The sequence below is a fragment of the Actinoplanes sp. CA-030573 genome, from assembly GCF_050951115.1.
Lineage (GTDB): Bacteria > Actinomycetota > Actinomycetes > Mycobacteriales > Micromonosporaceae > Actinoplanes.
Genome location: NZ_CP192038.1, coordinates 8,021,370 through 8,032,964 on the forward strand (window position 1 = coordinate 8,021,370; position 11,595 = coordinate 8,032,964).

At 71.5% G+C, this 11,595-nt stretch carries 10 protein-coding genes; 7 read left to right on the forward strand and 3 right to left on the reverse strand.

Annotated features, from left to right (window positions below):
• The first annotated feature begins 202 nt into the window (after nt 1-202).
• From ACQP2F_RS36945 to ACQP2F_RS36955, 3 genes are all read left to right on the forward strand, one after another.
• Nucleotides 203-1,711: a ricin-type beta-trefoil lectin domain protein gene (locus tag ACQP2F_RS36945; protein ID WP_433295867.1), complete on the forward strand. Its 1,509-nt coding sequence runs from the start codon at nt 203-205 to the stop codon at nt 1,709-1,711.
• Nucleotides 1,712-1,824: 113 nt separating this feature from the next.
• Nucleotides 1,825-3,459 carry a beta-1,3-glucanase family protein gene (locus ACQP2F_RS36950; RefSeq protein WP_433295869.1) on the forward strand — a complete coding sequence of 545 codons (1,635 nt, stop codon included), beginning with the start codon at nt 1,825-1,827 and terminating at the stop codon, nt 3,457-3,459.
• A 1,043-nt stretch (nt 3,460-4,502) separates the two neighbouring features.
• Complete coding sequence (locus tag ACQP2F_RS36955; RefSeq protein ID WP_433295871.1) at nt 4,503-4,742, forward strand: hypothetical protein; 240 nt, start codon at nt 4,503-4,505, stop codon at nt 4,740-4,742.
• 217 nt (nt 4,743-4,959) lie between these two features.
• Here ACQP2F_RS36955 and ACQP2F_RS36960 read toward each other — a convergent pair whose 3' ends face one another.
• Both ACQP2F_RS36960 and ACQP2F_RS36965 read right to left on the reverse strand, forming a co-directional pair.
• Entirely contained in the window at nt 4,960-5,130 is a 171-nt protein-coding gene (locus ACQP2F_RS36960; protein ID WP_433295873.1) for a hypothetical protein, read from the reverse strand.
• Nucleotides 5,131-5,212: 82 nt separating this feature from the next.
• Nucleotides 5,213-5,617 (reverse strand): MmcQ/YjbR family DNA-binding protein, encoded by a 405-nt coding sequence (locus tag ACQP2F_RS36965; RefSeq protein ID WP_433295875.1) that lies wholly within the window; start codon nt 5,615-5,617, stop codon nt 5,213-5,215.
• 238 nt (nt 5,618-5,855) lie between these two features.
• Between ACQP2F_RS36965 and ACQP2F_RS36970 the strand changes: the two genes are divergently transcribed.
• The 4 genes from ACQP2F_RS36970 to ACQP2F_RS36985 all read left to right on the forward strand — a co-directional run bounded on the left by ACQP2F_RS36970 (nt 5,856) and on the right by ACQP2F_RS36985 (nt 10,660).
• Nucleotides 5,856-7,037 carry a multidrug effflux MFS transporter gene (locus ACQP2F_RS36970; protein WP_433295877.1) on the forward strand — a complete coding sequence of 394 codons (1,182 nt, stop codon included), beginning with the start codon at nt 5,856-5,858 and terminating at the stop codon, nt 7,035-7,037.
• Nucleotides 7,038-7,055: 18 nt separating this feature from the next.
• Nucleotides 7,056-7,856: a PrsW family intramembrane metalloprotease gene (locus tag ACQP2F_RS36975; protein WP_433295879.1), complete on the forward strand. Its 801-nt coding sequence runs from the start codon at nt 7,056-7,058 to the stop codon at nt 7,854-7,856.
• A gap of 4 nt (nt 7,857-7,860) precedes the next feature.
• On the forward strand, nt 7,861-8,784 hold the full coding sequence (locus ACQP2F_RS36980; protein ID WP_433295881.1) for a phosphotransferase: 924 nt from the start codon (nt 7,861-7,863) through the stop codon (nt 8,782-8,784).
• 808 nt (nt 8,785-9,592) lie between these two features.
• Nucleotides 9,593-10,660: an NYN domain-containing protein gene (locus tag ACQP2F_RS36985; RefSeq protein ID WP_433295883.1), complete on the forward strand. Its 1,068-nt coding sequence runs from the start codon at nt 9,593-9,595 to the stop codon at nt 10,658-10,660.
• Here ACQP2F_RS36985 and ACQP2F_RS36990 read toward each other — a convergent pair.
• Nucleotides 10,597-11,589, reverse strand: a complete 993-nt coding sequence (locus ACQP2F_RS36990) for a methyltransferase domain-containing protein (RefSeq protein ID WP_433295885.1) — start codon at nt 11,587-11,589, stop codon at nt 10,597-10,599. The genes ACQP2F_RS36985 and ACQP2F_RS36990 overlap by 64 nt on opposite strands.
• Nucleotides 11,590-11,595: the final 6 nt, after the last annotated feature.

Genomic DNA, 11,595 nt, shown 5'->3' on the forward strand with positions numbered 1-11,595 from the left:
CGTTCGCGCCGGACGGAAAGACCCAGCCTTGCACGGTCCCCGGGGTGACGGCGAGGGCAGGCGATACAGGACACGCCGGTGCGTCCGGGCAGGTTTCCGGAAGGTTTCTTGACAGCGTTGTCACGGATAGACAGACTCCGATGCAGAGAGCGCTCTCCTTCCTCCGTTTCCCCTGCTTCTCGCGTGTGGAAGGACTCCCCCGATGAGCCGAAGAATGCTCGCGACCGCCGCTGCGGTGATCGCGGCCGTGACCCTGACTCCCCAGCCCGCCCCAGCGGCGGGGGTAAATTTCGATCTCGCGCCCGGCATGCTCGCCGCCATGCGCCGCGACCTCAAGCTCGACGACGGCCAGATCGCCGTGCGGTTGCGCACCGAGGCGGCGGCCCCGGTGGTGGAGAAGCGGTTGCGCGCCCGGCTCGGCTCCTCCTTCGCGGGCGCGTGGATCCCCGCGGGGGCGACGCGACTCACGGTCGCGGTGACTTCCGCTTCTTCCGAGGCCGCCGTACGAGCGGAAGGCGCCACGCCGGTGCTGGCCGGCCGCTCGGATGCCGACCTCGCCTCCGCACGCACCCGGCTCGACCGCCACGCCCCCGAAGCGGCGCGGGCCTCCGTCCGGGGTTGGTATGTCGATGTGCCCGGAAACCGGGTCGTCGTGCTGGCCAAGCCCGGCGCCGAGCGCGCGGCGCGGCAGTTTGCGCAGGGCAGTGGGGCCGGCGCGGTCACCGTCGAGACGATGGCCGAGCAGCCGCGGACGATGTACGACATCCGCGGCGGCGACCAGTACGTGATCAACGGCAACACGCTGTGCTCGGTCGGCTTCGCGGTGGCCGGCGGCTTCGTCAGCGCCGGGCACTGCGGCGGCGCCGGCAGCCCGACGCTCGGCTACAACAACGTCAGCCAGGGCACGTTCGCCGGCTCGTCGTTCCCGGGCAACGACTACTCCTGGATCCGGACCAACGGCAACTGGACGCCGCAGCCCTGGGTCAACAACTACGCGGGCGGCAACGTGGTGGTCGCGGGCTCGCAGGACGCCGCCATCGGCAGCTCGATCTGCCGCTCGGGCCGCACCACCGGCTGGCGCTGCGGCACGCTGCTCGGCCGCAACGAGACGGTCGTCTACGCCCAGGGCTCGGTCTCCGGGCTGTCCCGCAGCAACGCGTGCGCCGAGCCGGGCGACTCCGGCGGCTCGTGGATCTCGGGCAACCAGGCGCAGGGGGTCACCTCGGGCGGTTCGGGCAACTGCACGTCCGGCGGCACGATGTGGTTCCAGCCGGTCAACGAGATCCTCGGCGCTTACGGACTGTCACTGACCACGAGCGGCGGCGGATCCACGTCGGCGGTGATCAGCGACTGGAACGGACTGTGCATCGATGTGCCCAACTCCAACTTCGCCGACGGCGTACCGCTGCAGATGTGGGGTTGCAACGGGTCCGGCGCCCAGAAGTGGACATTCGTGAACGGGACGCTGCAGACCTCGAACAACAAGTGCATGGACGTGGCGTGGGGCTCGACCGCGAACGGCGCGGTCGTCCAGATCGCCACCTGCAGCGGCAACCCGGCCCAGCAGTTCGTGCTCTCGGCCGCCGGCGACCTGGTGAATCCGCAGGCCAACAAGTGCGTGGACATCAAGGACTGGAACGGCAACTGGGGCGCGGCGCTGCAGACCTGGGACTGCGGCGGGACCGCCAACCAGAAGTGGCACCGGGGGTAAGGGTGGCTGCACAAAGGGGCACATGCACCTTAAAGGAACTGTAAAGACCTGTTCGCCGGCGTCGCTTCTTTTTCAAGATTGCGAGGTCCCTGTCCCCCGATCCTGGAGCAAGCGTGCCTCGCAAACGAACTCTCTTCCTCACGGCCGGTGCCGCGGTGGCGGCCGCGGCGACGACCTGGTTCGCCCTTCCCGCCTCGGCCGCGGCACCGACCGCGTCCGTGCGGGTCGTGTCCGACTGGGGCAGCGGCTGGCAGGACGAGGTGACGGTCAGTAATTCGGGCGCTGCCGCCATGTCGTCCTGGAAGGTGGAGTTCGATCTGCCGGCGGGTGCCAAGATCGGCAGCTTCTGGGACGCGCAGGCGACCGTGTCTGGGCAACACGTCACCTTCGCGAACCGGGACTGGAACGGGTCGGTTGCCGTCGGCGCCACGACGACCTTCGGGTTCGTCGGCGCCGGCGGCCAGCCCGTCAACTGCAAGATCAACGGCCTCCCCTGCAACGGGACCGTGGTCTCGACGCCCACCTCCGCCGCCGTGCCGGCCGCTTTGCCGACCGCTTTGCCGACCGTTGCGCCCACCACGGTCCGGCCCACCACCGCCGCTCCCGCCCCCTCGTCGGCCGCGCCCACCGCCGACGCCCCCAAGGCCGACATTCCACCCGCTTCGGACACGCTTCCGGTGACGGTCAGCAACAAGACCGGGCGGAACGAAACCGTCTTCCTGTACGTGCTCGGCACCAACCTGAAGACCGGCAAGCTCGGCTACGTCAACGCGGCCGGGGCGTTCACGAACTGGACCGGGGGCGCCGCCGTGCCGGTGCCGGCCCCCGACGTCTCGATCCCGCTCACCGGGGCCAGCACCACGATCAAGATCCCGCGCGGTCTCTCCGGCCGGCTCTACATGTCGTTCGGGAAGAAGCTCGACTTCCGGCTGTCCACCGACGGCCTGGTGCAGCCGGCGCCGTGGGCCGGCGGCGATCCCAACCACGACATCCTCTTCGACTGGAGCGAGTTCACCCTCGACGACGGCGGCCTGTTCCTGAACAGCTCGCAGGTCGACATGTTCGCGGTGCCGCACATCGTCAGCGTCACCGGCGGCAACGGGGCCGTGCTCTCCACCGGCGAGCTCAAGGCGGGCGGCCGGCAGAAGGTGATCGACACGATCAAGGGCTCGCCCGACTTCGCCAAGAGCGTGGTCACCGGGGCGGACGGCACGGTGCTGCGGGTGCTGGCGCCGGGCAAGGCCGCCGACGCCGGGCTGATGAGCCCCACCTACCTCGATTCCTACATCAACAGCGCCTGGAGCGCGTACGCGAGCAAGACCCTGACCGTGGTGCCGTTCGGCGACCGCCCCGACACCAAGTTCTTCGGCCGCACCGCCGGCAACGTCATGAACTTCACCGACACCAGCGGCAACGTGGTGGCTTCGTTCAACAAGCCCTCCACCGCCAACGTCTGGGGCTGTGACGGCGCGCTGGGCGCCCCCAACGACCAGGTAGTCGGCCCGATCGCGCGGACGCTGTGCGCGGCGCTGAGCCGGGGCACGCTGGGCCGGCTCGACACCCAGCCGAGCGGCACGGGCGCCGACTTCTACCAGGGCGACCCGGCAAACCTCTACGCCAGGGCCATCCACCAGAACATGGTCGACGGCAAGGCGTACGCCTTCGCCTTCGACGACGTCCAGAACCAGGAGTCCCTGGTACACGACGGCGACCCACGGCTGGCCTCCATCACCATGACGCCCTTCTAACAGGACTTTCTTCGGGGGAGTAACCGGCCCGGGCGGTAGCAATACCGCCCGGGCCGAGTAATGAGTGCGGTGTGCAATGGATTTCCCAAGCACCAGCCGGAAGGCCGCGGCACTTTGCCCGCGCCTGATCCCCTTGTCCGCACTCGGCCGAGCCCGTCGGCAGTTGCCGCACCGCCGCAACGTCGGCACCGCCAGCAGCGCCGACAAGCTGGCCGCCGCCGGCGATCGAGGCCAGCGGCACGCGCCGGCACCGCCCTCCACCCCGCGGCGCGCGACAGAACCAGCCACTGCACAACTAGTGCCGACCCCACCCGACCGCCGACGCGTGCCGTCCCCACCGTGAGCCGCATGCCGGCGCCGCCCCGCCACGTAGACCTGTGCCGACCTCCCGCACCGTGCGACGCAGGCCGGCTCCGTCCCACGGCAATACGCACGCCCGCCTTCCTCCACCGCGCAACGCATACCAGCCGAACTCCCACTCGGACGGCGGCCCCCCGCGACCGCCGTCCGCCGAGCCCGTTCAAGGTCGGAGCCAAAACCGAATCCAGAGCCGTAGCCAAGTTCCGCTCGGCGGCCGAGGTCCCAATCGAAACCACAGCCGAGGTCGGGGTCCGGGTTTCGGTCTGGGTCGAGGTTGAGGCGGGAGCCCGCACGGGAGTGGGAGCCGGCGCAAGAACCGGAGCCGGCACGGAAGCCGGAGGCGGCGCAGAAACGGGAGCCGGCACGGAAACCGGAGCCGGCGCAGAAACGGGAGCCGGCACGGAAACCGGAGCCGGCGCAGAAACGGGAGCCGGCACGGAAACCGGAGCCGGCGCAGAAACGGGAGCCGGCACGGAAACCGGAGCCGGCGCAGAAACGGGAGCCGGCACGGAAACCAGAGCCGGCGGGGAAACCGGAGCCGGCGCCAAAGCGGGAGCCGGTGCGGAGGCGGGACCACCAGCCGGAGCGGAAGTCCCCGCCGGGGCGACGTTCGATACCCGAGCACGAGCCGAGGCCTCACCGCCTGAGCGGTCCACCCTGTCGGCCGGAGGACCGGCCCGCCGGTGGACGAGGAAGCCGTCCTCACGGATCAGGATGCCCTCGCGCAGCCGGCGCAGTCGCTCCGCATGACGCCTCATCAGCCCGAAGTCGCGGCGGCATCGCTGGTCGCGACGAAATGCCGCACGCGCCGGAGAATAATTGCGGGCACGGGTGCGGTCGCGCATCGTCGCTATTTCCGCCTCGGTGAACAACTGCCCCTGCCGCATGAATCCATTGTCCCGGCAATTAAAGGCCCGCGGTAAGCGTTCGATCATGCCAACCTCAGAGGCTGCCCAAGACCGGCGCTCCGAGGCTCTCAGCTGCTGATACACGCCTCAGCGCCGCTCGAGATCGACCTGGCGAGGCGAATCAGCCAACGCCTTATGGATAACGCAGAGAAAGTGTCGTACCGCAGCCGTAATCTCACCCCACCCAGTGAACGGGGTGGGGTAGGGTAAACAACACAAAACCACGAACCGACTAAAGCAGCGACCCCAGCGGCGTATCGGCGCCGGCCGTCTCGAGGCCGAATTCGAGCTCCTCGCGTACGCCCTCGATGGTGTCGTCCTCGCCCAGCACCTCGGGCACGTCGTTGCTGATCTCCAGCTGGTCGAGCATGTCGTAGGCCTCACCCAACGTCGTCGCGCCCATCGCGTACGCCCAGCGCAACGTGTTCAGGGCCGCGGCCGAAGGGGCGAAAATCGTCGTCGAAAGGGTTGCTCACCGGCCAACCCTAGAGGCCGACCCGGGCCGCCAGGAACTTCGGGGCCATCTGGCAGTAGCTGTCGGTGACGAGCTCGGCGATCTCGGTCCAGTCGGTGTGGTCGCCGAGGATGGCGGCGGCGACGTTGGGGCCCCACGGTGCGCGGAAGTACGGGAAACCGTCGGCGGTCAGGCCGAGCAGGTCGTCGAGCGGCACCCGGAACGTCATCACCGTCGGCGCCTCCCCCGCGACCAGGTACCGGGCGTAGACCGGGAAGCGCTCCGGGTCGGGCGTGTAGACGTGGGCGACGGTCCGGGCGCGGATCCGCCAGCGGATGCCGATCCAAGCCGGTTCCTCGTACGCCTCCGGCAGCCCGCGGCAGATCGCGCGTAACCGATCGAGGATCTCGGGCGGCACGTCTCCGGGGCTGGACATGGCCCGACACTAGCGACTCCTGTGGATAACGCGCGAGGAATGTCGTACGGGGGCGCTAACTTCTCCACCCACCCAGGAACAGGGCGGGGGAGGCGGCGGACGCAACAACCGGAAGCACAACGAACAACCCAAACCAGCTTGTGATCAGGATTACGGAGAGAGACGAGCCGGAAGAATGCCGACGCGAGCAGACTTGACCTGAGTTGTGGATAGATCTCGGCGACCCTCAGTCGTCCTCGTGCTCGGCTTCCTGAGCGCCCTTGGGCCGCTGACCATCGACATGTACCTTCCGTCGCTTCCGAAGATCACCGAGGATCTGCACGCCGGCGCCGCGTCGGTGCAGCTCACGCTGACCGGCACGCTGCTCGGGCTGGCGCTCGGCCAGCTGATCGTGGGCCCGCTGTCGGACGCCTGGGGACGGCGCCTGCCGCTGCTCGCGGGCATCGGGGTGCACGTGCTCGCGTCGGTGCTCTGCATCGTGGCGCCCAACCTCGCGGTCCTCGGCACGCTGCGGGTTCTGCAGGGGCTGGGCGCGGCGGCGGCCTCGGTGGTGGCGCTGGCGGTCGTGCGCGATCTCTACTCGGGGCTGGCGGCCGCCCGGCTGCTGTCCCGGTTGATGCTGGTGGTGGGCGTCGCGCCGATCCTGGCGCCGACGATCGGCGGGCTGGTGCTGCGGGTGTCGTCCTGGCACGGCGTGTTCGTGGTGCTCACGCTCGCCGGCGCGTCGATCATGGCGGCCACCGCGCTGGTGCTGCCGGAGACGCTGCCGGTCGCGGCTCGCCGACGGCAGAACGCGGTTCGCGGGTACGCGCGGCTGTTCCGCGACCGGGCGTACGTCGGCCTGATCCTGGTGGCCGGCCTGGCGATGGCGGCGCTCATCGCGTACGTCTCCGGATCGAGCTTTGTCTTTCAGGACCAGTACGGCATGAGCGAGCAGCAGTTCGCCTACGTCTTCGCCGGCGGCGCCGTGGGCCTGATCGGGGCGACCCAGCTCAACGTGCGGCTGCTGCGCCGGTGGACGCCGCAGCAGATCCTGGGCGGCGCGCTGCTGGCCGGGGTCGGCGGCGGTCTGGTCCTGTGGCTGCTGGCCACCACCGGCATCGGCGGGCTGGCCGGGGTGCTGGTCCCGCTGTGGTTCGTGCTGGCCACGGTCGGTCTGGCCATGCCCAACGCCCCGGCGCTCGCGCTCTCCCGGCACGGCGAGGCGGCCGGCACCGCGGCGGCCCTGCTCGGCGCCGTGCAGTTCGGCGTCGGCGCCCTGGCCGCTCCCCTGGTCGGCGTGCTCGGCGTGGGCGCTTCGGCGATGGCGATCGTCGTCTTCGGCGGCATGGTCGCGGCGACGCTGGTCTTCTACGTGGTCGTCCGGCCGGGCCGGCTGCCGGTGGAGGAGCCGGAACCGGCACTGGTCGTGGCGCACTGAAACCACCAGACTGCGTAAATGCATGATCGCAGTCGCCGGTGGGCGTGGCTCGGTGTCCTGGTCGTCGGGCTGATCCTCTACGTCGTCGTGTTGCGGACCCTGGTCCACACACAGAACCCCAACTTCGTCCCGTCGCTGATCCTGCTCGGCGCGACGGTCGTGCCCCTGTCGTTCCTCACGTTCGCCCAGGCCCGTACCGGCCGCTGGCAGGTGCCGGCCTCGGCGCTCGCGATCGCCGCGTTCTTCGGCGGGGTGATCGGCATCGTGGTGGCCGGCACGCTGGAGTACAACACCCTGCGCGGGCTGGGCATGCTGCCGATGGTCTTCGTCGCGGTCATCGAGGAGTCGGCGAAGCTGATCGTCCCGGTCGCCCTGCTCTTCACGATCATGGCCCGGCACGAGCGGCGGCTGCCCTCGGACGGCCTGATCATCGGGGTGGCGTCGGGCATGGGCTTCGCGGCGCTCGAGACCATGGGGTACGCGTTCACGTCGCTGCTGAGCTCGGACGGCAACATCGGCGCGGTCGAGCAGACCCTGTTCATCCGCGGCCTGACGTCGCCGGCCGGGCACACCGCGTGGACCGGGCTCACCGCCGGGGCGTTGTGGGCGTTGCTGGCCGCGCCGACCGGCAAGCGCGCGCTGATCTTCATCGGGACCTTCGCCGGCGCGGTGGCGCTGCATGCGGCCTGGGACACCTTCAACAACCTCTGGGCGTACGTCATCCTGGGCGTCATCAGCATCGGCTGGCTCTTCCTCGAGCTCTCCCGCTACCGCACGTTCGCCGAACACCAGCCCCGGCTCGGATCCCTTACCGTTTGATCTCATGCGGAGTCCCACCCAGCGCCACCTGTCCGAGAAGGACATCGCCGAGATCGTGTCGGACGGCCTGGGCGCCGGGATCACCGGCGCCGCCGAGCTGAGCGGGGGCACGTTCGCCGCGGTCTGGCGGGCCGAGCTCGACGACGGACGCCCGGTGGTGGTCAAGGTGGGTCCACCGCCGTCGGCTCGCATGCTGCGGTACGAGGAGGGCCTGATCCCGGCCGAGGCCGAGTACTTCGCCATGGTCGCCGGGCGCGCGCCCGTCCCCGAGGTGCTGGCGGTCTCGGACGACGCCGACCGTCCGTGGATCGTCACGTCGCTGCTGCCGGGCCGCCCGCTGACCGAGGCCGACTCGCCCCGGGCCCGCGAGCAGCTCGGCGCGGTCATGGCCCGGGTACACGAGATCACCGGGCCGCATTTCGGCTACACCGGCAACCGGCCCGCGGGCGGCGACTGGCCCACCGCGTTCGGCGCCATCATCCGGGCGCTGCGCACCGACGCCGCCGAGTGGGACGTGCCGCTGCCGCCGCTGGACGGCGTGGTCGAGCGCCACCACGACGCGCTGGCCGCGGTGACCCGCCCGGCGCTGCTGCACTTCGACCTGTGGGACGGCAACGTGCTGGCCGGCCCGGACGGCGAGCTCACCGGCCTGGTCGACGGCGAGCGCTACCTCTACGGCGACCCGCTGCTGGACTTCGTCTCCCCCGCCCTCATGCGCCGCATCGAGGAGCTGCCCGACCACCCGTTCCTGGCCGGATACCGGCCGGCCCCATTCGACGAGCCGGCCCGCATCCGGCTGTCGCTGTACCGCATCCACCTCTACGTGCTCATGATCACCGAAGGCCCGAGCCGAGGCATCGCGATCGCCGACGGCCGCCACGACCACCTGACCGGGCTGCTCACACGGGAGCTCGCCGACCTGCCCTGAAGAGCCGGCCCACCCTGAGAGCCGGCCCACCCTGAGAGCCGGCCCACCCTGAGAGCCAGCCCACCCTGAGAGCCGGCCCCCCTGAGATCCGGCCCCCCTGAGAGCCGGCCCCCTGAGAGCCGGCCCCGACAGCCCACCACGCGCGGCCCCCGTCGACCCGGTTGACGGCCGTCCACCCCGGCCCGGCGATCCACATCGGCACGCGCCGGCGCACCCGGATCGCCCCGGCGCCGGCACCCGCCCTCCGCGCACGAACCGTCGCGGTCACTAGGCCAGCCGCTCGGTCGGATTGTCCGGTCCGGGCGATCATCCCCGCTGGCCGATCACCGCGCGCTCGCCCACCGCGTCGAGCACCACCTGCTCAAAGGCCGCCTTCCGCCGCAGTAGGAGTCGGACAGCGCCGCCGCCTCGACCGGCCCGACAGGTGAAGCCCGAAGTTGGTCCGGCCGCGGTCGAAGAGCGTGACGTCATGACCGGCGGCCGGCGCCGCTCCGACGACGGCCCGCCCCCACGACGCGTAACGGCTGTGCGCCGTCTGAGTTGCCCTCAGATCGGCCACAGCGGCGGTCATCGATGCTCTCGCCATGACGAACCTGTGGACGACGCCCGAAAATTGTCGGTGCCGGGTGCTTTACTGCCACCCACCCAGAACAGGGTGGGGGAGGCGGCGGCCCCCGCGGCCACGATGGCCACTGCGGCCACTGCGGCCACTGCGGCCACTGCGGCCACTGCGGCCACCGCGGCCGCAGATGCGACAAACCCCGGGAGCGCGGAAACCGCGACACCAGCGCACCCCGGGACCGACCCGATGATCAAGCGATGGCCAACCTGGGCACCCTACGCGGCCGCAACCTGGTCTCTCCTCTACGGCGGTATCAGCCTCTACTGGGCCTTCGGAGGCGGCGGCTTCCCCTTCGCCCCGGTCGACGACGATCGCCAGTCCGGGTCGATCCTCGAAGGCAGCAGCGCCACCGTCGTCGCGCCGGTCATCGCCGCCATCGCGCTGGCCGGAGCGGTGGTCGCGCTCCTCATGGCGCGCCGCCGGCCCAGCACACTGCTCGTCTGCTTCGGCTGGGCGATGGCCGCGACGCTGACCCTGCTCATCCCCGACTACACGATGCTGGCCCTCATCGCGTTCGCACCGCTGCTGCTGGTGTTCGCGTTCACCGGCGTGCCCGGCCCGCAGGACGGCATCGGCGACATCCTCTACTGGCATCGCACGAACCTGGTCATCATCTTCGTCGGCGGTCTGCTCTGGACCTTGGCCACGCTCGCCTGCCGGCGGCGGGCACGCGGTTCCTGCGAGCACTGCGGACGTCGCCCGGGCGACGGCGAGAAGGACAGGGCGACGCTGCTGCGCCGGGGTCGGTGGGCGGTCGCGGTGGCGGTGCTGGCTCCCCTGCCGTACGAGATCACCCGGGTCTCCTGGTATCTCGGCTTCCCGCTCGGGATCGGCCGGGACTTCCTGCGGATGATGCAGGGCACCCCGGGCATGCTGGAGGTCGGCCTCGGCTGCGCGGTCGCCTCCACGATCGGCGGGGTGCTCACGCACGGCCTGGTCAGCCGCTGGGGTGAGGTCTACCCGAGGTGGATCTGGTTCAAGGCCGGCAAACCGGTGCCGCCGGCGCTGGCGATCGTGCCGGCCTCGATCGTGGCCGTCACGGTCATCCCGGCCGGGCTGATGATCCTGTGGACCATGGACGTGCGGGACGGCTGGGCGCTCTATGTGCCGAGCCTGCTGTGGCTGGCGTGGGGCGCCGGGCTCGGCGCCGCGACGTTCGCCTACTACCTGCGGCGGCGCCCGGCCTGCCGCTACTGCGCGGACCGCACCGCCCGCACCGCCATCGCCAGGAAGTGGTCGTCCGGGTCCTCGTAGCGGGCCAGCTCCCAGCCCGCGGCGGTCAGCAGCGGGCCGAGGTTGTCCTCGTTCAGCGGCTCGTCGGGGCGCAGCGCGCGCCCGTGCCGGGCGGCCAGCGCGGCCCGGCCCGCGGGGTGGAAGAGCATCAGGCGGCCGCCGGGGCGGGTGACCCGGGCCAGCTCGGCCAGGCCGGCCGCCGGGTCGGGCAGGTGCTGCACCAGGCCGGCCGCGAAGACCAGGCCGGCCACCGCGTCCGGCAGCGGCAGGCGGCGGGCGTCGGCCAGCACCAGGGCCGCGCCGCCGTCGCGGCCGGCGTCCTTGGCCGCCGCCAGCATCGCCGGCGTCAGGTCGAGCCCGATCACGCGGCCGGTCGGCCCGACGGCGGCGGCCAGGGCGGGCAGCGCGCGGCCGGTGCCGCATCCCACGTCGAGGGCGAGGTCGCCGGGGCGCGGCTCGGCCGTCTCGACCGCCTTCGCGTACGCCGGCAGATCGTCCCCGAACTTCGCGTCCCAGTCCGCCGCCCGCGCCCCGAAGAACGCCCGGCTCTCGGTCAGGTACCACCGCTCGGGGTCGGCCAGCCGCGGGTGTACGTGCCGGATGACCGGCCAATCGGGATCGTGGTGGTCGATGACGACCTGAGCCCGGCGCTCGCCGTCGCCGTTGGTGCGCCGGCCGCGCGGACCCGAGCGCAGATAGACGATGACGCGGTCGGCGGCCGGCTCGAGCACGTTGAGCGCGGAGTCGGAGCGGCCGCCGGCCGGGCCGCTGAGGCCGAGCACGGCGTCGACCGTCCAGGCGCGCGCGGAGGGCGGGAACGCCACCGCCAGCCGGGCCGCGAAGGACGCGGCGGCACCGTGGTCGCCCCCGTCGACGATGACGGTGAGCGGCGCGCGGGGAGCTAGCACCTCGGCGAGGAAGGCGATGACCTCGCGGATCCGTTCCGGCACGCCGTC